Source organism: Caballeronia choica (assembly GCF_001544535.1).
GTDB lineage: Bacteria > Pseudomonadota > Gammaproteobacteria > Burkholderiales > Burkholderiaceae > Caballeronia > Caballeronia choica.
The window spans coordinates 1-19,143 of sequence record NZ_FCON02000146.1; the positions used below are offsets into that span (position 1 = coordinate 1).

Annotated in this window: 22 protein-coding genes and 1 pseudogene; 13 read left to right on the forward strand and 10 right to left on the reverse strand. The window is 58.8% G+C overall.

What is annotated here, in order from left to right; all coding sequences use genetic code 11:
• The 4 genes from AWB68_RS35490 to AWB68_RS48470 form a co-directional block, all read left to right on the forward strand.
• Positions 1 to 386, forward strand: a 386-nt coding sequence (locus AWB68_RS35490; RefSeq protein WP_143282036.1) for an integrase core domain-containing protein, incomplete at its 5' end; no start/stop codon positions are given.
• 894 nt (positions 387 to 1,280) lie between these two features.
• Positions 1,281 to 1,931 (forward strand): BON domain-containing protein, encoded by a 651-nt coding sequence (locus tag AWB68_RS35495; protein WP_087648931.1) that lies wholly within the window; start codon positions 1,281 to 1,283, stop codon positions 1,929 to 1,931.
• 509 nt (positions 1,932 to 2,440) lie between these two features.
• The gene (locus AWB68_RS35500; protein ID WP_087648943.1) at positions 2,441 to 3,310 is read left to right on the forward strand and encodes an ADP-polyphosphate phosphotransferase; all 870 of its coding nucleotides are present in this window, start codon (positions 2,441 to 2,443) and stop codon (positions 3,308 to 3,310) included.
• On the forward strand, positions 3,307 to 3,456 hold the full coding sequence (locus AWB68_RS48470; RefSeq protein WP_160110127.1) for a hypothetical protein: 150 nt from the start codon (positions 3,307 to 3,309) through the stop codon (positions 3,454 to 3,456). Before AWB68_RS35500 ends, AWB68_RS48470 begins: the two co-directional genes overlap by 4 nt.
• 28 nt (positions 3,457 to 3,484) lie before the next feature.
• Here AWB68_RS48470 and AWB68_RS35505 read toward each other — a convergent pair whose 3' ends face one another.
• Both AWB68_RS35505 and AWB68_RS48475 read right to left on the reverse strand, forming a co-directional pair.
• Positions 3,485 to 3,706: a hypothetical protein gene (locus tag AWB68_RS35505; RefSeq protein WP_087648932.1), complete on the reverse strand. Its 222-nt coding sequence runs from the start codon at positions 3,704 to 3,706 to the stop codon at positions 3,485 to 3,487.
• A gap of 122 nt (positions 3,707 to 3,828) precedes the next feature.
• Positions 3,829 to 3,996, reverse strand: coding sequence for a hypothetical protein (locus AWB68_RS48475; protein ID WP_159907892.1), 168 nt, complete (start codon positions 3,994 to 3,996; stop codon positions 3,829 to 3,831).
• Between the two features lie 732 nt (positions 3,997 to 4,728).
• On the opposite strand from AWB68_RS48475, the gene AWB68_RS35510 reads away from it, so the two are divergent.
• Both AWB68_RS35510 and AWB68_RS35515 read left to right on the forward strand, forming a co-directional pair.
• A complete protein-coding gene (locus AWB68_RS35510; protein ID WP_087648933.1) occupies positions 4,729 to 5,178 on the forward strand; it encodes a response regulator in 450 nt (149 codons plus the stop codon).
• A gap of 844 nt (positions 5,179 to 6,022) precedes the next feature.
• Entirely contained in the window at positions 6,023 to 6,715 is a 693-nt protein-coding gene (locus tag AWB68_RS35515) for a CBS domain-containing protein (protein WP_087648934.1), read from the forward strand.
• A 951-nt stretch (positions 6,716 to 7,666) separates the two neighbouring features.
• Here the strand turns inward: AWB68_RS35515 and AWB68_RS35520 are convergent.
• From AWB68_RS35520 to AWB68_RS35540, 5 genes and pseudogenes are all read right to left on the reverse strand, one after another.
• Complete coding sequence (locus AWB68_RS35520; protein WP_087648935.1) at positions 7,667 to 8,164, reverse strand: TPM domain-containing protein; 498 nt, start codon at positions 8,162 to 8,164, stop codon at positions 7,667 to 7,669.
• Positions 8,165 to 8,166: 2 nt separating this feature from the next.
• Positions 8,167 to 9,015 (reverse strand): TPM domain-containing protein, encoded by an 849-nt coding sequence (locus AWB68_RS35525; RefSeq protein WP_087648936.1) that lies wholly within the window; start codon positions 9,013 to 9,015, stop codon positions 8,167 to 8,169.
• Complete coding sequence (locus AWB68_RS35530) at positions 9,012 to 9,632, reverse strand: LemA family protein (RefSeq protein ID WP_087648937.1); 621 nt, start codon at positions 9,630 to 9,632, stop codon at positions 9,012 to 9,014. Before AWB68_RS35530 ends, AWB68_RS35525 begins: the two co-directional genes overlap by 4 nt.
• Positions 9,633 to 10,321: 689 nt before the next feature.
• On the reverse strand, positions 10,322 to 10,510 hold the full coding sequence (locus AWB68_RS35535; protein ID WP_087648938.1) for a CsbD family protein: 189 nt from the start codon (positions 10,508 to 10,510) through the stop codon (positions 10,322 to 10,324).
• Between the two features lie 90 nt (positions 10,511 to 10,600).
• Positions 10,601 to 11,065, reverse strand: a pseudogene (locus tag AWB68_RS35540) (PRC-barrel domain-containing protein).
• 1,927 nt (positions 11,066 to 12,992) lie between these two features.
• Between AWB68_RS35540 and AWB68_RS35550 the strand changes: the two are divergent.
• The 6 genes from AWB68_RS35550 (at position 12,993) to AWB68_RS49960 (ending at position 17,466) form a co-directional block, all read left to right on the forward strand.
• On the forward strand, positions 12,993 to 13,580 hold the full coding sequence (locus AWB68_RS35550) for a lipid-binding SYLF domain-containing protein (protein ID WP_087648940.1): 588 nt from the start codon (positions 12,993 to 12,995) through the stop codon (positions 13,578 to 13,580).
• Between the two features lie 115 nt (positions 13,581 to 13,695).
• The gene (locus tag AWB68_RS35555; protein ID WP_087648941.1) at positions 13,696 to 13,935 is read left to right on the forward strand and encodes a hypothetical protein; all 240 of its coding nucleotides are present in this window, start codon (positions 13,696 to 13,698) and stop codon (positions 13,933 to 13,935) included.
• Positions 13,936 to 14,249: 314 nt separating this feature from the next.
• Positions 14,250 to 15,020 carry a BON domain-containing protein gene (locus tag AWB68_RS35560; protein ID WP_087648942.1) on the forward strand — a complete coding sequence of 257 codons (771 nt, stop codon included), beginning with the start codon at positions 14,250 to 14,252 and terminating at the stop codon, positions 15,018 to 15,020.
• Positions 15,021 to 15,114: 94 nt separating this feature from the next.
• Positions 15,115 to 15,339 (forward strand): cation-transporting P-type ATPase, encoded by a 225-nt coding sequence (locus AWB68_RS49950; protein ID WP_235028668.1) that lies wholly within the window; start codon positions 15,115 to 15,117, stop codon positions 15,337 to 15,339.
• Complete coding sequence (locus tag AWB68_RS49955) at positions 15,290 to 16,066, forward strand: HAD-IC family P-type ATPase (RefSeq protein WP_235028669.1); 777 nt, start codon at positions 15,290 to 15,292, stop codon at positions 16,064 to 16,066. Before AWB68_RS49950 ends, AWB68_RS49955 begins: the two co-directional genes overlap by 50 nt.
• 20 nt (positions 16,067 to 16,086) lie before the next feature.
• Positions 16,087 to 17,466 (forward strand): HAD-IC family P-type ATPase, encoded by a 1,380-nt coding sequence (locus AWB68_RS49960; RefSeq protein WP_235028670.1) that lies wholly within the window; start codon positions 16,087 to 16,089, stop codon positions 17,464 to 17,466.
• Positions 17,467 to 17,547: 81 nt separating this feature from the next.
• On the opposite strand, the gene AWB68_RS35570 is transcribed toward AWB68_RS49960, so the two are convergent.
• Together AWB68_RS35570 and AWB68_RS49965 are read right to left on the reverse strand one after the other, a co-directional pair.
• Positions 17,548 to 17,904, reverse strand: coding sequence for a F0F1 ATP synthase subunit gamma (locus tag AWB68_RS35570; RefSeq protein ID WP_160110128.1), 357 nt, complete (start codon positions 17,902 to 17,904; stop codon positions 17,548 to 17,550).
• Positions 17,901 to 18,179 carry a hypothetical protein gene (locus AWB68_RS49965; protein ID WP_235028671.1) on the reverse strand — a complete coding sequence of 93 codons (279 nt, stop codon included), beginning with the start codon at positions 18,177 to 18,179 and terminating at the stop codon, positions 17,901 to 17,903. Before AWB68_RS49965 ends, AWB68_RS35570 begins: the two co-directional genes overlap by 4 nt.
• Before the next feature lie 9 nt (positions 18,180 to 18,188).
• On the opposite strand from AWB68_RS49965, the gene AWB68_RS49970 reads away from it, so the two are divergent.
• A complete protein-coding gene (locus AWB68_RS49970) occupies positions 18,189 to 18,407 on the forward strand; it encodes a hypothetical protein (RefSeq protein ID WP_235028672.1) in 219 nt (72 codons plus the stop codon).
• 21 nt (positions 18,408 to 18,428) lie between these two features.
• On the opposite strand, the gene AWB68_RS35580 is transcribed toward AWB68_RS49970, so the two are convergent.
• Positions 18,429 to 19,143, reverse strand: a 715-nt coding sequence (locus AWB68_RS35580) for a F0F1 ATP synthase subunit B family protein (RefSeq protein WP_235028673.1), incomplete at its 5' end; no start/stop codon positions are given.

A 19,143-nucleotide genomic window follows, 5' to 3' on the forward strand; every position in this document is an offset into this window, starting at 1 on the left:
GGTTCGCCGCCTTGCAGCCGATCGCACAGGGACTGCTGGGTGAATTCGGCGGCACGGGTGCCGAGGTTGGTCGGGGCTTGACGCTGCGCATGGATCACGGTTCGCAGTACACGGCCGATGACTTCCTCAACCAGGTCAGGTTCTGGGGCGTCACGCCGAGCTTCGCCTTCGTCGCCGAACCGCAAACGAATGGCGTCGCTGAGCGCTTCAACCGGACGCTGAAGGAACAAGCCATTCACGGTCGCATCTTCAGGAACCTGGAGGAAGTTCGGGCCGCGGCCGTCGAGTTCAAAGATCGTTACAACCGTCATTGGCGTCTCGAAAAACTGGGCTTTATGTCACCCCATGAAGCCCGTCACGCAGCCACCATGAAAGAGGCCGCCTGAGTTGCAAACCCGTGTCCAGACAATCCGAGCCGGTACAGTGATCCAGCAACGCTTTACCTGGAAGCAGATGTCGGGAATCGCCGGACAGTCATGATGGCGCTTTTATTTCCGTTTCTTCGCCGGCGCCGTCAGGAGCAAACAGATCATTGAGTCCCGTCGGCCCTCAAGCAACAGATCGGCCAGCCGCTGCTGATCATCTGCGACGGTGCCAACACACATAAGAGGCCAGACTTGCGTGCCGGTAGATCGCGGCGACCGTTATGCACGGGTCAGGAAACACCTGTTCCGGCGGGAGTCTGGTTGCCGGCGTACCGATAACACGAAATCCCGAAGTGAAGGCAGAGCGTTAGATCAAGCATTCGTCAACGTCCAAAAAGCGTCGATTGAAACTCATCTGTTGTTTCGCGCCCATGGCTGAAATCCTCCCCATGCCGCGAAAGGCCTTGCATTGTCGGACTCAAAAGGGGAAGAGAGGATGCGGGTTCTGCGCCACGACAAAAACTTCAGCTTCGCCGCGTCGGCACATTGCGCTCTCCATCGAGCGAGAGCAGGGCGCGCTGTGACACCTGGCGCGGGCAGGGTGGTACCGGGCCGATCCGACATGATGCCTGTGCGGTAACTGACGCACGCAGGATGCTTCGAACGACCTGTCGTAGCAGCCGGGACGCTGGATGGGTGATAGTTAAGGTGCGGCGCCGTATGCCGAACCGCTGTTATTCCAGTATCCCGGCGTCTTGCCTTGCATCAAGATTGACATTGATCAATTCCATCGGCCGCAGCAGCACTAGGCTGAGGTAAAGCATTCTAGTTCGGCGAGAGGGCGCCGGGACTAATTACCGGGCTTGACATGGTAGAAGTTAACTGACTGCAACTGAATTAAGGAGGGCAACAGCCATGAAGTCGGACAGCCAACTGAGGCAGGAAGTCGAGGAAGAACTAATGGAAAATCCGGCCGTCGACGCAAATGGGATAGGCGTTGCCGTGTCTGGAGGCATCGTCACCTTGAGCGGACACGTTGCGGATTATGCGCAGAAGATCGCCGCGGAGAAGTCTGCGCTCAGAATTGCCGATGTCGTCGCCGTCGTAATCGGCATTGACGTGAAGCTTCGCGAGCCAGACCGACGAACCGATGAGGACGTCGCCTTGGGTGTGCGGGCGGTCCTCGACTGGATTACGGGGCTGCAAGAACATGCTATCAAGATCAAGGTCGAGAAAGGATGGGTGACTTTGAGCGGCGAAGTACAAGACGGTTACCGCAGCCATATCGCCGAGAAGAATATCGTTCATATGCGGGGCGTCACGGGAGTGACGAACAATATCAGAATCCGTGGCTCCGCTTCGCCGGTCGACATCGAGTACAACATCCGCAGGGCAATTCAGCGTCATACGAATCGCGAACTGAAGCATCTTGGCATTGAGGTCGACGTCGGCAAGGTCACACTGTCCGGTCGCCTCAGTTCTTTGGCTGAGCGGTCTGTCGTGTGGGGAGCGGCGCGCTCGACGCCTGGCGTGAAGGCTCTCGTCGACCGTCTTGTAATCAGCTGACGCGACGAGCCGTCTTCCAACGGGCGCCGGCAGCGAAGCGTGGCTGGTGTTCTCGGCAGAGGGACGACAGATGCTCGAGTGGTCCACCTGCGAATGCGCTTGATTCGAACTGTGATCGGCGTTACACATATAGACAGACAGTTGCCCTCTCCGCCCGCTTCGAGCGTTGCGTGAGCCGTTGGAAGTTACCACATTGACGTTGATGGCGCGTTGTAACGATCATAAGGGTCGACGAACCGCATCCCTTCGACGATCCCCTGGGCACCCCGACGTGCGCCGGGGCACTGGGCGCGACGCCGTTGCTCTAACGCTGAACGAAGGGCTTCGGGATCTGCGTCCCTCGGGATCCACGAAGGGCGAGATTGTAAGTTGCACACCGAGTGCGCATCGCTACAGGGCAGTGCTTGCTAGGGGAGTCGTTTGGCGCGGTGCCACGAGCCATCCTTGACGGGCGCTCGAAAAGGAAAGATCTGACTGACGTGGCGAGCGGCGAAACAGAGGGAAACTATATGGAAATCAGTTCGAGCGACTTTCTCATTCCGGAAGGATGCGAGCTCAATCTACGGAAGTGGCCGACGAGGATAGGGCCGGCATACACGTCAAAAGAAGACTATCAAAAGCTGCTCCGAGAGCACGTTGCCCGGCTTAGCTTATTGCAACAGCTTCTGTACGCATCCAATCGATATGCGATCCTGCTGATCTTCCAGGCAATGGATGCGGCAGGAAAAGATGGTGCGATCAAACATGTGATGTCTGGCGTGAACCCGCAAGGCTGCCAGGTATTCAGCTTTAAGCATCCGAGCACCGAAGAGTTACAGCACGACTTTCTCTGGCGGACCACTCGCGATCTACCTGAGCGCGGGCGGATTGGTATCTTCAACCGATCCTACTACGAGGAGGTCCTCGTCGCCCGAGTCCACCCTGAGATTCTTCGCAGCGAAGGCGTCCCGGGCGTGCGGCTCGACGGCGACAGAGTCTGGCGCGACCGGTATCAATCCATCATTGATCTCGAGCGGCACCTCTGGATAAACGGAACCCGCATCATCAAATTCTATCTTCATCTGTCGAAGGAGGAGCAGCGACAGCGTCTCCTTCAACGTATCGACGTCCCAGAAAAGAACTGGAAATTAAGCCTTGCGGACATCAATGAGAGGAAATTCTGGAAGCAATATATGAACGCATATGAGGAGTGCCTGAAGGCGACGAGTACAACTGATGCACCTTGGTACGTCGTACCCGCTGACGACAAGGAAAACGCTCGGCTAATCGTGTCCCAGGTTCTCGTCGATGCCTTAGAAGGGCTTAGGATGACCTTTCCTAAAACAACCGCCGCGCGACGGACGGAATTGCAAGCGATGCGCAAGCAGCTCGCAAAGTGATCTTCAGGAACATATCCGCACGCGTATCGCCTCTGACATCGTCGCCGATCCGGCTCGAAACCTGGAGGGTGCCACAGACGCGCTGGTTCGCGGCACTGCGCCGCTACTACGACGAGCACATCGTGCTCCTGGGCGATCAACTGTAACGCCGTCGGCAGCGTCGCGAGAACACGTTCAATCCTGCCTCAGTTCGCGCCAGATCACCCTGCCTTCCTCCTGGCCAGCAAGAAAAGCGTCGGCTTGAGTGGTGCCGAGCGCGTAGGGCAGCACGATGGCGGCGCCCTCGATGCAGTTTTCCAATATCGAGCGGACTCCAGCGATGTACTCGGCGGACCGAGGATCGCGACCAGAGGTGAACGCTTCTGCCATTAATTCGGCTACGGCGGGCTTGCTCATGTTCGCTCCTTCGGGTCGGGTGGATCAGGCCGCTGGTATATATTCATACGCGGCAGTGCGGGGTCATCGGGTGGCTGACGCAATACGCTTTCCCGAACCGCGCTGGCTGCCGTCTACCAGCTCTACGTCTCGTCGACAGCCGCGTAAAGAAGTCGTGCGCCGATCAGAGCGTAGTGAGGTATCGCGTTGATCAACTGGTACTGGTTGAGTTTCAAAGCCTCCCGATTCCTCTTGCCGATGGCGGGAGCACCACTGACGCGGTTGTCCGCGAACACCTGAGCGGCATTCATTCTTCACGGTCGATATAAGTGCGACGGTCTTCCACTAATCCCCTCGTGAAGTCGAATCGAATGGTCGCATTAGCTTTTCTCCGTCCGCAGCAAAGTTTTTAGAAAGGCTTCGACACGCACCAGGGAGGGCTGAAGATAAAGCTTAATGCAAGGTCTTCCAGAGGCGTTGATATGGATCAACCACGGCCTGCGGCCACGATCATCGTCGACCAAAATCGGTCGGCGCTCTCTCGGGCGAGCGGCCGGATCAAGACTTGTTACGGTCGTCGCCAACGATACTACCGCAATCGAACTCAAGGGCCTTCGCTCGCGCCTGCCCAGAATCGTCGATATCGCGCGGCGTCGAGCAGACATATATCACGTTTTCGATTCGCTTCGGCCGCCGCTCACGCGCACGGAGTTGATGAGTTGATCATGATCCTTTTCCTGAACGTGGCACAAGCACCGTCAAGCTGGATGTGCTCGGCCTGGGATTTACGAGTTCGAGCAAGAATTGGACGACATAACGACGTCTTGTAATCGCGAATAAGCTTCGGCCGAAAAGTGGTGGGAGCGAAGCTTTAACTGATTATAGTTGGAAATTTTTCGCACCAGCGTGGCTATGCGGATCTCCTGACGGCATCGGTAAGCAACAGCTGCGTAGGTGATTCCCTACAAGCCTTCCGATTGTCCTACTTGCAACTCAGCCGGAGCCGATGTTTCTCAGGCGCGGGAACGGAGATACTGCTGCACATGAACCCGACCCCATCCCACGCTTTGCTGAAAGTTTTCCTGGTCGAGGACTCGTTCCTCGTCCGGCGGCGGATGGCAGCACTCCTCGGCGCTATCGACGGTGTCGCGGTGGTCGGCGAAGCCGCCGATGCAGATACGGCACTGCTTGAAATTGCGGCAAGCGATGCAAACCTTGTGATCGTGGATCTGCGGCTCGCAAAGGGCAACGGCTTAGATATTCTTAAACGCCTCGCATGCAGTGACCATTCGCTCATTTCGGTCGTAATGACCAACCAGTCGAGCAAACCGACACGTGAAGCATGCCTATCGGCTGGCGCGAACTATTTCTTTGACAAGACCAACGATTTGAAATTGGCACTCGAAACAATTGCAGATATCGCCCGTAAGCGTGGCGTTGATGCGGCTCCAAGACCAGGGGCAGAAGGGGTCTACAGTGATGCGAATCGATAGAGCGGCAGTTAAATGTCCGGATCTATGCGAGCCCTGTTGCTTCGTCGCCGGCGTCCGGCGAATTGGCCGAGATCACGTACGGACGATGAACGCATGATCGTCTGTGCATCTACCCGAATGCGTTTGGCTTGATCGCGCTCAGAGGGAGGGACACCGAACTCTAGATTTCCGGCCAAGCGCGGCGCCGATCGAGACGGTGCCATCCAACTGCCGAGGCCTACTCGCACATCCCCACAAACCGAAGAACGTCCAATCCAGGAAGATCCAGCGCCGCGCGCCCTAACGTCGTCGTCTGCGATGGGCACTGTCAATGCCCAATCCTCACGGCCCTTTTCAACGCTCACATGGGTAGCCCTGAGATTGCCGCGCGACATTGGTCATAGCCTTCCACTTCGAGGTCACTTTTGCGGTTCAGCAAGCGTGCAAACAAGCAACGCTGTTCTTCGCGTTTCGTTCCCATGCGTTTCCCTCGATATGAAGCCTACCGAGGCAGCGCGCAAAGAGGCGATTCGGTTGTCCCTCATATTCCGGATTTTAAATAGCATGGTAATTCGCGTGGTCAGGTCCGTTGAGCGTCCTATACATTGTCGGTTGAGATCCTGGGGACGTTTGTCAAGTCTTGATGCAGGTCAAACCCCATAATAGTCTCGTCGACTAGGCTGAACCTATGCTTGACGCTTTGACCGAAGGTGCAACGGCGTGTGATTTAAGCGCCGCCGCCGTAACGTCTCAGCTTGGCTGGGGCCGCGGCGGCGGTGATTGCCTGGAAGAACTGCTGGCTGCTAACCCAATTGGCGGTTTCGAGCATAAGTTTCTTACGAAGGCGAAAATATGGAGACCTTTGATGCAAGCTTCCGATGTTATGACTGCGACGGTGATATCAGTCAAGCCTGAGATGAGCGTGCGCGACGCAGCAAGGGTATTGGCCGAGCATCGCATCAGTGGTGCTCCGGTTGTCGATGCACGGGGCCGTGTGGTGGGCATGATTAGTGAAGGCGATCTGCTACACCGAACCGAGCTCGGTACGCTGACGGAAGGTCGTCGCTCCTGGTGGCTCGATCTTACTTCTGCCGACCATGACGCTGCGAATTACATTAAAGCACATGGCCGTACGGTTCAAGACGTAATGACCGCGGAAGTTACTTCCATCGGCGAAGCGACATCACTAAGCGACGTCGCCACCGTGCTCGAATCGCGACATGTCAAGCGTGTGCCCGTGCTGCGTGATGGCCAGCTTGTGGGCATCGTCAGCCGTGCCAATCTCGTGCAGGCATTGGCTTCTATCACCGACGAGCCAGGAGGCGACGCTTCGCCTAGCGACCGGGATATACGGGCGATGCTCATGGGCGAACTCGCCGGTCATAAATGGGCATTTGCGGGTCGCAATATCGTCGTGCGCGACGGAGTGGTACACCTGTGGGGCTCGAGTTGGTCAACTGATTCCCTTCGGGCAATGTGTGTCGCGGCGGAAAGCATCCCGGGAGTCAAACGCGTCGAGGACCATACCGAGCCCTACCAGATGATGCCCGGAGTATAAGGGCATGCACGCAAGCGGCATACTATGTCACAAAGGGACGCTGGAGGACTGTTGTAGACGGCGAGCGTATTCGCGACGCTAAGATTGTATCGATATCTAACCAAGTCGCAGAGAGACATGACCGCCAAAGATAGCCACTGATATTCGCCCTCGGCTTCGGTACGAAGCCGAATACATTGAATTTGTGGTCGAGCTTGATAGAGCGCGAAAGTCTTTTCGCGTAGGACGCCAGTGCGTTCGAGCACACCCTCGGGGGTTTGTCTGTCATCGTCGCCGCCACGAAGACTTGTTTGGGGCGGACCCTGAGCATTTTCGGTTTGTGGCCGCGCGAGAATATAAAGAATCGCGCTAGTCCGGCGCCGACCATTTTGACGCTTGACGACCTGGTTCTGTAGGCTGGCCGTGGCTTTCGGCTGAGGGCGTGGGCGCCGCTTGGCCGGCACCTTAACGGCAAGATGCGTCGCGACCTGGACGGCCTCCTCTTCGACGAACGCGGGTTGATAATTTTGGCGATTTCAGTTCAGTGGCATGCAAGCAATGACCCGGCCGTGGCTTGCTTTTATTCGACCGCTGGAGCAGCGTTCGGCGGCACGTCGCAGTGGAAGCTAGCGGCTCCGCCGATCACTGGGCGAAGTATGTCCGGAAAGCGGGTATCGATGTGCGCCCCATTGGCCCCGTTACGTTTCCCCCTTTATTAAGGAACGCAAATGACCGTATCCACGCCGAAGCCGCTGTCGAGGCCGCATCGCGGCGCGCCACGAACTTTGTCATTTAACCCTAGTCGTGGCCTACCCGACAAAATTGATTCAGATCAACCGCTTTTGGCCTAAACACCTAGATGTCGGACGGCGTGGACCTGCTATATATTTGGAGTGAGGGTGCGGTGATTTTCTGAGCGGATTCGTTTCGCGCTCTTGTTATGGCACTGCATCAGTGCGGTTTCCTTATATCTCACAACACCGCGGGCTTGCTCGGCAACTCACTTCGCCGCTCCTGCTGGACAGGGAAGTGCCTTTTCAGCAGTTCACTCACCTGCTCGACGCCCTTTAGTACGCCAGCCTCATACCTGCCGAGTCTGAAATTCGTCTCCATCCTCTCGCAGATGGTTTCCCACTCGGCGGGGTGCACGTGAGCATGAACCCCTCGGTCGGCAACTATCTCCACGTCACGGTCGGCAAGCAGAAGGTAGATGAGTACGCCGTTGTTGTGTTCGGTGTCCCACACACGAAGCTGCGAAAAGACCTCTATCGCCCGTTCTCTTGCAGAGGTGTCGGATAGCAGCGCATCGATTTGAAGCGCTCCCTCTACCGCAAATCGAACCTGTCCTATATGGGCTCCATGACTTGCCTGAATCGCTTTCTCAATCGCGTGCAACGTGCGCGGAGGAAAGACGGCATTCACATTCCATCGCGTCATGAGCAGATGCCTTATTAGCCGTTTAATTTCCATCGCTACCACCTTCCCGAGGCGCCACCACCACCAAAACCACCGCCGCCACCACGAAACGTTGTGCGGCTCGATCCGCCGCCGGCGCCGCCAATGGTACGCCCTCCGACGAACGCGCCCAATCCGCTACCCAATAGGGTAAAAGCCAGCGCAATCGCACCTGCGATGATTGCGATTAAGACCGTCCCGGACAACAGCCATGCGACCACCGCGACTGCGCCGCCGGTCACAACTGAACCCACTAGGCGCCCCAGCACCGAACGTAGCACACCCCCTGCAACCAAAGTCAGTACGAAAAGTACGGGCAGATAGTCCCGGGCGGTCCCGGAGGCTCCGCCAGCCCTTCTATCTGGCGCTGGCAATGGCTCGCCGTTAATGACATTCATCATGCTACTGACGCCCGCCGTTAGCCCTCCATAGAAGTCGTCCTGCTTAAATCTTGGAACAATCACCTCATTGATGATGCGGCTGCTAATAGCGTCGTTGAGTGCACCTTCGAGACCATAGCCAACCTCGATGCGAAGCGCCCGGTCATTTTTTGCGACGATGAGGAGTGCGCCGTCATCGACGCGAACGCGTCCGAGTTTCCACTGCTCGACAACCCGCATGGAATATTGCTCGATACTTTCCGGTTGTGTCGTTGGCACAATAAGGACGGAAATCTGGCTTCCGTTCTTTGCCTCAAAGTTCTGCAGTGTCTGCTCGAGCGACGCGCGCTGTTCGGCGGTGAGCGTCGCTGTTTCGTCGGTGACGCGTGCAGTCAAAGCAGGAATCGCGACATCCGCGCTCGCGAAAGACGACAAGAACGGAATGAGCGCGAGCAAAATTAGCCTTGCTGCCTTCAGGATATTCAATTGTTCGCTCCACTCGCCGGCGTCGGTGACCCGTCGAAATTGACCTGCGGAGGACGAGCAATCTCGGCTTCGTTGGACACGGAGAAGTTGGGCTTCTCCTTATAGCCGAAGATACTCGCCGTCAGGTTGGACGGAAACGAGCGCACTGTTACGTTATAGTCCTGCACCGCCTTGATATAACGGTTTCTCGCAACGGTAATCCGGTTCTCGGTCCCTTCGAGTTGTGCCTGGAGGTCGCGGAAGTTCGCGTCGGACTTCAATTGCGGATAATTCTCGGACACGACCAGCAGCCTTGATAGCGAACTAGTCAACTGGGCCTGCGCCGCTTCAAATTTAGCAAATGCTTGTGGGTCGTTAATGAGCTTCGGGCTTGCCTGGACCGAACCTACTCGGGCGCGGGCTTCCGTCACACGCGTGAGCACTTCTTTTTCCTGGCTGGCATAGCCTTTGACTGTATTCACAAGGTTTGGGACGAGGTCGGCCCGACGCTGGTACTGATTCAGTACCTCGGACCAACTCGCCTTCACCTGTTCGTCCTGACTCTGGATAGCGTTGTAGCTGCAGCCGGAGACTCCCAGCACGACGGCCACCATTAGCCACGTCAACATTGTACGCATTGGAATGTTCCTGTCCTTAGTCTGATTCTTTGTGATTCTTCTGCCCTCTGGCGGGAGACGACGTCGTGCCGCCAGCGCACGCGAACGGTCTCAGAGGGGCGTGCCGACACCTTCAGCCTACTTCGGAGCTGCCGATCGCAATTGACGCAGGTCAAGCTCGTTTCGAACTCGCTTCTCGGATTGCCAGAGCCTGCTCTGCCGATGTGACGGTTGGAGGCTGGACGAACGCCGCAAGACCCCAGGCCGACTCTTCAGAAATGAATTCGTTAGCCGAACATAACCGGTTTCGTTGAGCGCGCCGTCCGAGCGGACGCGCGGCACATGATCATTGGTGGGCCGTCTATGGACTTGGGCCCATAGCCTGACAGGCTGCGTGTTGTTCAAGCGGTATTCGGATCACGGGACTGGCCTCTAACGAGGACTTTCTACCGCTGGCATCGCTGCCGCCGGCAGAGCATGGCATGTGTGGAAATCCCCTTCAGACGCGTCGCTCAGCGGCGCCTCGATACGAGCGAAGAACGCCGGTCGGCTAGGCCGGGCCCGGCGCTCCATCGCCTTCGCACCCGCATTTTTGTGCGGGTGCATGTCTGTCAGGTGGCACTTGGCCAATGCACCACAGCTCCCGCCAGGCGACACACAAGTGGCCGGGCTTCCATTCGCAAGGTAAGCGCGCCCACGGTATGCGATGCTCAGACGGGTTTTTTCAGGGAATCTTTGACGGCTTCCTTGACATCGCCGACAATCTTCCGAACTTCGCCGGCTGCCTGCTGGAGATCGCCTTTGACTTCCTGTTTGGTGTCGCCGGTGACCCGACCAATGGTCTCATTGATCTTGCCCTTCACCTTCTCTGTAGTACCCTTGATTTGATCCTTGTTCATGGTCAACCTCCAATGCGTAACTGATCCGTGGATGATGTTGTGATCTGCCGCGGTTAGGTTCCGACACGGTCCAACCGGCGGGCGTGCGTTTCAGCGTTCGAACGGGCGATTCTCGGCAACGTCCCGCGGCTAACCAGTACGGCTGCTGGTTGTAGTACTCGTCAAGCGACGAACACCACTGCGCATCCCCCATCGCGGCCCAGTGGTCCTTGTCCGAGCAGGGTGCATTCTTCACGCGGTCCGCAGTGACGTCGAGCCGGAAGCACTTTTCGTCCGTGCCCACAGTCAACGCACTCCATGGAATGGCGTAAGGCTTTTCGCCCATTCCGAGAAAGCCTCCACTTGCCAGGACGGCATAGGCGATCCGGCCGCCGCGCACGTCCAGGGTGATTTCGGAAATTTTCCCGATGTGCTCGCCGTCAGACGTGAAGAGCTTGTTGCCCTTCAGCGTATCAGCCGCCATCAGGGGCCGGGGCCGTCGCCAGTCCCGCTGCCCAGAATCGCGGCTCCTGTACCGCTTGTCGAAGGCCGATTGGTCTGGTCGAGTGTCGTCATGATTCCCTCCTGAGTTCATATCGCGGGACGCCAGCGCGGTTCGCCGGCTCGCCGTAATCGACCACACGCACACCGGTCGCACAATATTCCGCATATGACCGCCGTTCGCGTCGTCCGCCGATGCCCGCCACTGCGCCGGCAAGATCACGTTTCTTTCAGTATCGGCAAACCTTCGCTGCTACGTTTGATCCTGCTCAATGATGCTGAATGTCGAACAGGTGGGCTGGCCCGGTAGTCCTGACTCGCCGCGAAGCTGGAGCCAGCGTGAGTCGCGGCCTTCATGGGAGTTGCTATGCCGTTCGTCGAGCTTCTCGCGTCATTGCTCGCACGACGCCTCCGCCGCACCGAAAACACCAGTCTTCCGGCCTCGGTGAAGTGTTCAGAATCCGGCCATACCCGAGGCGGCAAGCAGTTCAGTGCGGCCGCCCTTATAGTTCAGGCCCCGGTTCGCGCGATCAGTGGCCGGGTCCACCCAACAGATTGGAATCGCCTGTCACGCCCGCCAGATTCACCGCTCGAGCGAAGGGTCCAATTGAACCAACTTGTCACCGGATATCAGCAACGACCGGCAGTCCCGCGCGAGCGCCAGCCAGACTGGACGGGGGCCGATCTTACCTGACCGTTCTGAAGCCTTTCTGTCGCAACTGGGGACCGGGTTGGCAGACTACACGCCGCGGTGTTCGCGACGCTTCAGAGGTGGAACAACCGGGCGGTCGAGATCGCGCGCGGCTTGGCCGACGTCAAGTCCGTCAAGAATGCCATGCGGCTCAAGTGATGTGTCAGGCCCGGGTATATGCAATGGGACTCGCGCAGAAGGACCGGCCTTACTCGGTACACGCGACAGTCAGCGCCGCGCTTTTGCGTTTCGCGGGTTTCGGTGGTGTCGGCGCAGCGGTCCGGCAATGGCCCATTTCACCTTTCCCGGCTGCTGTCGCCACGGCACTTGCGTCACTCAGGCACATGCTGAAAGGGGTTCTTCGTCCCCGGATTTTTCGTGATCGGTGGATCGCAATACCGGTCAAACCCTATAACGTTGTAGGTCATTACATCGGATGCGTGCAAAGAGGGTCTCCCAATCAGTTGTGTTTGCCGAGTGCGGGTGTTGATTGCTGTGCCGAAATACGAGCATGTCATCAAATGATTTGAGATTAATGTTCGGACGCGCGCGGCGGTTTGACATGGATCAGCTTTATCACCCCACGCGCCAGCGAGAGGCAGGAACTGGGCGCGCTTCTGAGGATGCTGCCCCCTCTACAGCGCTGACGGGCGCCGTTCAAGCAACGTACGGTACGGCATCGTACCGAGTTCCCTCATAGTTGCGCGCACCTTCGTTAATTTCGCGAAGCAGCTTGGTCGGATTAGCTCCGCTCGGCCACGCGGGACGAAAGTCACGTTCGCTCTCAATGACACGTGGCTCATCGTGCGTCCCACGTGGGTCGAGACGAAGCGCTTTTCGCTTCGTCGCCAAGACCGATATAAAAGCGATAAGAAAATACGCGTACTGCAACAAACGAAGGTTGTTCGTGTCGCACGTGTTTACCGAAAAACAACCCCGTGGCTCGACAGCGAACCAGACGGAGACTATTGTGAGGCACATTGACCCGTACAATTTTGGACTTGACAAGGATAGAGCGAACTACGTTCCGCTGTCGCCGTTACGCTTCATCGAACGCGCTGCTCCGGTTTGTCCGGATCACATCGCCGTGATTCATGGGGAACGCCAACAATTGGATTCTAGAATAATAGGAACGGTGGAGGGGCCGGCGATCGGCGACATAGCCGATCCGAGCCGGTTAGCCGACGCACGAACCGCTCTGCGCATAATCATCCATCCGTTGACATGAGTCAAAGAGAATTGGGAGGTGACACGCCTAGACTGGGCATGCCGTTACATGCGTAACGTATTCAACCTTCATTCGCTTGAGAGATGTTTGCCATGTTCAACGGATGTGCTCATCCAGCCCTGGCAATGGCCGCGCTTGTCGCGATGGTACCTGCCGCTTTCGCCGGACAGGACGCTTCGGCGGGCCAGAGTCTGGCTGCCATGCTGCAGCAGACCGACGCCGACGCTGGTGCCGCGTTGGAAGGGATCTACACAAAGGCGCCTGACAGTCGTGAACTGATCTCTTCCGCCAACGGGGTGCTTATATTCCCGGACGTTCGCGCCGGCGGCGCGGTTCTTGGTGTCGAATACGGACGCGGCGTACTCTGCGTTCCCGGCGCCCCGAACCAATACTACAACGCAAGAACTGCGACCATCGGCGCGCGCCTCGGCTATGAATCTGAGAGTGTCATCCTCGTCTTCCTGATCAAAGACTCGCTGGACCGGTTCCGCGAGAGCAAGAGCTGGACAGTCGGCGTTGACAGATCCGTCGCGCTCTTCAAGGTTGGCAAGAGCGGGCAATTCGACACTAACACGGCACGCCACGCCATTATGGGCTTCGTCGACACGAAGGAAGCGCTGATGTTCGACCTGTCGCTGGTGGGAACGTATTTCTCGAAAGCGCCGGTGTAATCGTGATACAGCGAGCCATGAATCTGCCCCCGGATATAACGCGCCCGGTACTTGTATGCTCGAACGCTAGCACGCGCGTTGCACGCAATTCAATCATTCTCGAAGGAGGATAATCATGACGCTCAAGGGACAAGTGCACAACGCAGAATGGAGCGTCACCTGCACTACGGACCAGACGCCGCAAGGCGTCGTATGCTCGATCGGCGTCGAGCAGCACAACGTGGAAGGTGGGCGTTTCATGCACCGGTTCAAACTCGCGCGCACGTTCGACAACGAACGCGATGCCGTTCTGGCCGGATTGCGCGAAGGAATGACGTGGATTCGGCTCAAAGCCGCAAAGACGATCAATGTCTAGACATTCTTGGCTCGTAGCTGAGGAATGAATCGGCAGCGTAATGGATGAGGGGCGCGCCAACAGTCTGGTTCGGTTCTTGGATGGCTCAGTTTCGACGGCGCGAGGTTTGTGGCTAGCGAACTATGGCAGATCGACCTGGGTAGCCGTTCCTCCCGCGCTAGCGATCGGTGGGGCGCTGGTATGCGCATGGTCGGCAGCGCTGAGGAATGCCGCTGTGGCGTTCATCTCAGGCAGTGCGATCTCACTGGAGTGATTTTGACGGTGATCGACGCGATGTGGTCGAACTCAATGCTGACTTCGTGACGGATGACTGAATGAACACACTGAATGTACCGCGCGCGAGTGTCGAGACGCCGGGTGCAATTGAGCAAGCGCGTGAGCGAATCCCTACCAAGGGTTCGCCACAGAGCGACAATGCGCTGTTTGTTGAGATCGAGGATACGCTCAAGCGGGACCCGCGAATTGTTTCCAAGTCGACTACTGCGAATGTCCATGACGGTCGCGTGACGCTGGGCGGGACCGTCCAAAGCTATTCGGAAAAGCTCGCCGTCTGCGAGGCCGTGCGGCGCATGCCGGGCGTTGCTTCCATCGACAACTGTCTGGTCGTGGAACTGCCATTTGCCACGCGAAGCACGGACGCGAAAGTCGCAGCGGACGCTCGGGCGGCGCTGAAGTGGGAGGCGTGCCTTCCCGATGATGCGATCCAGGTTCTGGTCGAGCACGGCTGTGTCACGTTATCGGGCGAAGTGCCATGGTCGTTTCAAAGGAGGCTAGCTGAGCGCGCAATCGTGCCGTTGATGGGCATCACTGGAATAGTGAATGCATTGCGGGTAAGTGACCGACAGATTCGAATGGAGGTGATCGCTGGTATTCACGCGGCACTCCGCCAAGCAGCCGACATCGAAGCCGATAGTATCGAAGTCGTGGTCGCTGAGTCGGCGGTAACACTGCGAGGAACAGTATCATCGGCGGCTGCAAAAAAATTCGCCTCCGATGCGGTTCGCTCGCTTGACGGCGTGCACACTGTACGCGACGAAATCCGCGTGAGCCAGGAAACTGCCGGGCGGACGGATAAACATCGGTAGCAGTTTCACAGCGAAGGGTGCGGCGATCGGCGGACGCCTTCGGGCAATCCGAAAGACCGACGCTCACGAGCCTTCCATTTGTCAATAGTTTGTGATGAGTTCCTTACCTGAAACCTCAGCGGACATCCTCGAAGTTCGACCACCCGGTGGTTTGACGAGCGATGAGGCGCAGCGTCGGCTGGAAGTCTTCGGCCTAAACGGCACGCGAGACACCACGACTCCTCCATGGCGTCGTGCGCTAGAGAAATGCTGGGCACCGGTTTCCGTGGATGCTGGAAGCGGCGATCGTGCTGCAACTGATTCTCGGCGAGTATGTTGAAGCAGCAGTGATCGCGGCGCTGCTGACATTTAACGCGGCCTTGGGCTTCTTTCAGGAGAACCGGGCACAGGCAACGCTGGAAGCACTGAAGTCGCGCCTCGCACTGGTCACCCCGGTTCGGCGTGACGGTGCGTGGAAGACGGTGCCGGTCGCCCAACTGGTGCCGGGCGATATCGTGAAGCTTTCGCTCGGCTGCATTGTGGGCGCCGATGTGTGCCTGCTCGAAGGGGAGGTACTGCTCGATCAATCGACCCTCACGGGTGAGTCGCCACCCATCGAAGGCGGTCCAGGTTTGCAGACCTACGCCGGGACACTCGTGCGGCGCGGCGAAGCCGTTGCAGAAGTTACGGCTACCGGCAGCCGCACGAAATTCGGGCGAACCGCCGAGTTGGTTCGTATCGCTCACGCCACCAGTTCGCAGCAACAGGCCGTAATGCGGGTGGTGCGAAACCTTGCCATGTTCAACGGCGTGATCGTTCTCGTCCAGATCGGCTACGCGTCCTCGCTGCGCATGCCGCTGGTAGAGATCGTGCCTCTCGCGCTCACCGCCATCCTGGCAGCAATTCCTGTCGCACTGCCGGCGACCTTCACACTGGCAACCGCGTTAGGTGCAAGGGTGCTCGCGAAGCTAGGCGTTCATCCGACGCGATTGTCCGCGATCGACGAGGCGGCGTCGATGGACGTTCTCTGTGCCGACAAGACGGGCACATTGACGCGAAAAAACTGACGGTCACTGCGGTGCGCGCCATGGCAGGCTTCGATGAGCCGTTTGTCCTCGGACTCGCCGCGCTGGCGAGTTCGGAAGGTGGTCAGGATCCGGTCGATACGGCGATCCGCAATGCGTCCCGCGGCGCTTCGATCTCGGATCTGCCAAGGCTCACCAGGTTTGTTCCATTTGACCCGGCGAACAAGATGTCCGAGGCGCTCGCGTCGGATGCGGGCGATCGCGCTATTCGGATAGTCAAAGGAGCGTTTGAGCGAGTAAATGCGTTGACGCAATCATCACCCGAAGCGAGCGCCGCGGCGCAAGCGCTAGAGGCGCAGGGATTTCGCGTATTGGCGGTCGGAGTGGGCGCGCCGGATACCCTGAAACTCGCCGGTCTGATTGCGTTGAGCGACCCGCCTCGAGCCGATTCGGCCCGGCTGATCGCCAATCTGCTCGAGATGGGCGTGCATACTGTAATGGTGACGGGCGATGCGACGGCGACGGCCGGCGTTGTCGCCCACGCGGTTGGGCTCGATGGTGCAGTCTGTCCGCCTGGACCGCCTCCTGAGTCATTGCGTGCCGAAGATTATGCAGTCTTCGGCGGTATTTTCCCCGAGGACAAATTCCGCATTGTCAAGGCGTTCCAGAGCGGCGGTCATATTGTCGGCATGTGCGGTGACGGCGCAAACGATGCCCCTGCGCTGCGCCAGGCTCAAATGGGAATTGCCGTCTCGACAGCTACCGACGTCGCCAAGTCGGCGGCCGGTATCGTGCTGACCGAGCCAGGCCTTGGCGGCATCGTGACCGCGGTACGCGAGGGGCGGATCACGTTCCAGCGGATCCTCACTTATATGCTGAGGTCAGTTACGCGCAAACTCGATCAAATGCTATTCCTGACGGCTGGCCTCATCATGACCGGTCATGCAATCCTGACGCCGATGCTGATGGTTGTGCTCATGATCACGGGCGATTTTCTCGCCATGTCGTCGACCACCGATAACGTGCGGCCATCGCAGAAGCCCAATACCTGGCAGATCAACCATGTGACAATCGCGGGCATTGTGCTGGCGTGCTGCAATTTGCTCTTTTACAGTGCACTGCTCGCCGTCGGCAAGTTCTGGCTGGACCTCGCGACCGGCCAGTTGCAAACGCTCACAGTCGTCATTTTGGCATTCAGTGGTCAGGCAGTCCTGTACGTGGTCCGCGAGCGCCGGCGTCTGTGGAGTTCTTATCCGGGCCGTTGGCTGGTTCTGTCGTCGGTGGTAGACCTGGCGCTCATTGCGACTTTAGCAACGCGCGGGATACTGATGTCACCCTTGCCACTCCTGTGGGTCGGCGCCGTGTCAGGCGCGGCTGTTGTCTTCGCGTTTGTCCTGGATCTCGTCAAGGTGGCCGTATTCGGGCGCCTGATGATGACATAGCGTTGCGCAGTCGCCTCAGCGAGGTCCTGGCATTCCTGTGGAGTCGATTCATGCGCGTTCGGGCGGTGCTTGCACAAGCGCTCACCGCGGCCGGTCTTGCTTGCGACCTATGCTGCCGGAGGCGAGGCTGCCAGAGGAAAGCTCGACCATTTCAGCGGTGATCTCTTCCTGACGCAGGCGCTGGGAGTCGCCGATCAAATGCTCGAGCTTGTCGTGAACATTGGCGCGCGCAGCGATCATCGCACGCATGCGTGCTTCGTTTTCCGCCGCAAGGGACAGCATGATCGCTTCGCACAATTGCGCGAAGACATACTCCTCGGCGAGCCGTGCCAACAATCTTTGCGGGGCAAGCGTGACGAGCGGCGCGATCTGCCGCGCCGATACGGCAAACCGTGCGAAGTCAAATGGCACTAAGGATTGCTTGTAAATCTCGATCACCGTAGAGAGTCGCGGAAGGCATGCAACACCGTGACGCGCGTGGCGCCGCCGGCTGCCAGACGTTCGTACATCGCTGCGGTGATGCGGTCGGCGAGCGCCGCGACCTCGTCGGTATGGGCGACCATCGGCGCGGACCAGCCCACGGCCGGTCCGTGCTCTTGCGCGATTACGAACAACACGGCGCTGACCGCGTCGGCATCGAGCGTGAGCGCGAAACCGAGCCGGTCGCCTTCGAGCGCAGCAGTTCGTTCAGTCGAACGTCCGGCAAACCGCATATCAGGGCGATGCCGTCAGCCATGTGGTCGACGCGTCCCACCGTCTCCGCGCGCGGAGCCAGCCGGGCGCGGGCCAGCGTTGCGCGGCTGCGGGCGAGCCAGGCATCGTCGGCGCAATCAGGCAAGGGTGGTGTCGTGGGCGAGCAGTTCCACTTTGAGACGAGCCAGGTCGCAACGGAAGCTGTTACGCACGATCGCATGCGGCGCTTCCAGTTCGAGGCCGGCTAGCACCGTTGCATCTATCGTCACCTACAAGGGCGGTTCGCGGCCCAGCACGCGAGCCAATGCCATACGGCAGGCGGCCAGTTCATCCGGATGCAAGGAGCGAGGGGCGATCAGCCGCAGTGCGCCGCCGTCGGCAGCCAGTTGCGCCCGTGTCTCGGCTCGCAGCTTTGCCAGTTCCTCAGCCAGCCCCGCGATGAAGCCCGCAACATGCGCTTCCTGTGGCAAGCGGTCGAGCAGTCTTGCTGCGATATCGAGTGCGAAGCACGAGGCCCGATCGGCGTCCGCCTGGGCCGCGTCGCGGCGCATCGCCTCGATCTCGGCCTGGGCGGCGCCCCGCAGGCGGTCTGCGTCGGCGTGCGCGGCCTGTTCCAGCGACGCTTTCAGCGCGGCAGCCTCGGTGCTCGCCGCGGCGAGCAGATGGGCATGCCGCTGCGTAAGCCGTGCGACCGCCGCGGCGGCCTGCTTCTGAGCGCTGACGGCGGCGTCTCTGGCCGCGGCAGCATCGTTGATCAGCGAGGCAGCGGCCCGTTGACGCTCGGCGACCATGATGGCGACAGGCTTGAACAGGAAGCGCGCCAGGAGCCACACAAGCACCAGGGCATTGACTGTCTGCAGCCCGAGCGTCCACCAGTCGATATGCATGGCAGTCCCGGGCTTAACTGCAATACTGTTCACTTGATAACCACTTTGGGCGCTATTCGCTGATTCAGCGGTTCCCATCGTCGCCGGATCCGGAAAT

Excerpts from the sequence above, each read along its gene's own strand:
- AWB68_RS35535 (WP_087648938.1), bottom strand. The coding sequence starts at position 10,510 with ATGAACAAGGATCAAATCAAGGGTACTACAGAGAAGGTGAAGGGCAAG.
- AWB68_RS35530 (WP_087648937.1), bottom strand. The coding sequence starts at position 9,632 with ATGCGTACAATGTTGACGTGGCTAATGGTGGCCGTCGTGCTGGGAGTC.
- AWB68_RS35560 (WP_087648942.1), top strand. The coding sequence starts at position 14,250 with ATGAACACACTGAATGTACCGCGCGCGAGTGTCGAGACGCCGGGTGCA.
- AWB68_RS35555 (WP_087648941.1), top strand. The coding sequence starts at position 13,696 with ATGACGCTCAAGGGACAAGTGCACAACGCAGAATGGAGCGTCACCTGC.
- AWB68_RS49965 (WP_235028671.1), bottom strand. The coding sequence starts at position 18,179 with ATGCGGTTTGCCGGACGTTCGACTGAACGAACTGCTGCGCTCGAAGGC.
- AWB68_RS49960 (WP_235028670.1), top strand. The coding sequence starts at position 16,087 with ATGGCAGGCTTCGATGAGCCGTTTGTCCTCGGACTCGCCGCGCTGGCG.
- AWB68_RS35550 (WP_087648940.1), top strand. The coding sequence starts at position 12,993 with ATGTTTGCCATGTTCAACGGATGTGCTCATCCAGCCCTGGCAATGGCC.
- AWB68_RS49970 (WP_235028672.1), top strand. The coding sequence starts at position 18,189 with ATGCCGTCAGCCATGTGGTCGACGCGTCCCACCGTCTCCGCGCGCGGA.
- AWB68_RS35515 (WP_087648934.1), top strand. The coding sequence starts at position 6,023 with ATGCAAGCTTCCGATGTTATGACTGCGACGGTGATATCAGTCAAGCCT.
- AWB68_RS49955 (WP_235028669.1), top strand. The coding sequence starts at position 15,290 with ATGCTGGAAGCGGCGATCGTGCTGCAACTGATTCTCGGCGAGTATGTT.
- AWB68_RS48475 (WP_159907892.1), bottom strand. The coding sequence starts at position 3,996 with ATGAATGCCGCTCAGGTGTTCGCGGACAACCGCGTCAGTGGTGCTCCC.
- AWB68_RS49950 (WP_235028668.1), top strand. The coding sequence starts at position 15,115 with ATGAGTTCCTTACCTGAAACCTCAGCGGACATCCTCGAAGTTCGACCA.
- AWB68_RS35500 (WP_087648943.1), top strand. The coding sequence starts at position 2,441 with ATGGAAATCAGTTCGAGCGACTTTCTCATTCCGGAAGGATGCGAGCTC.
- AWB68_RS35510 (WP_087648933.1), top strand. The coding sequence starts at position 4,729 with ATGAACCCGACCCCATCCCACGCTTTGCTGAAAGTTTTCCTGGTCGAG.
- AWB68_RS35495 (WP_087648931.1), top strand. The coding sequence starts at position 1,281 with ATGAAGTCGGACAGCCAACTGAGGCAGGAAGTCGAGGAAGAACTAATG.
- AWB68_RS35505 (WP_087648932.1), bottom strand. The coding sequence starts at position 3,706 with ATGAGCAAGCCCGCCGTAGCCGAATTAATGGCAGAAGCGTTCACCTCT.
- AWB68_RS35520 (WP_087648935.1), bottom strand. The coding sequence starts at position 8,164 with ATGGAAATTAAACGGCTAATAAGGCATCTGCTCATGACGCGATGGAAT.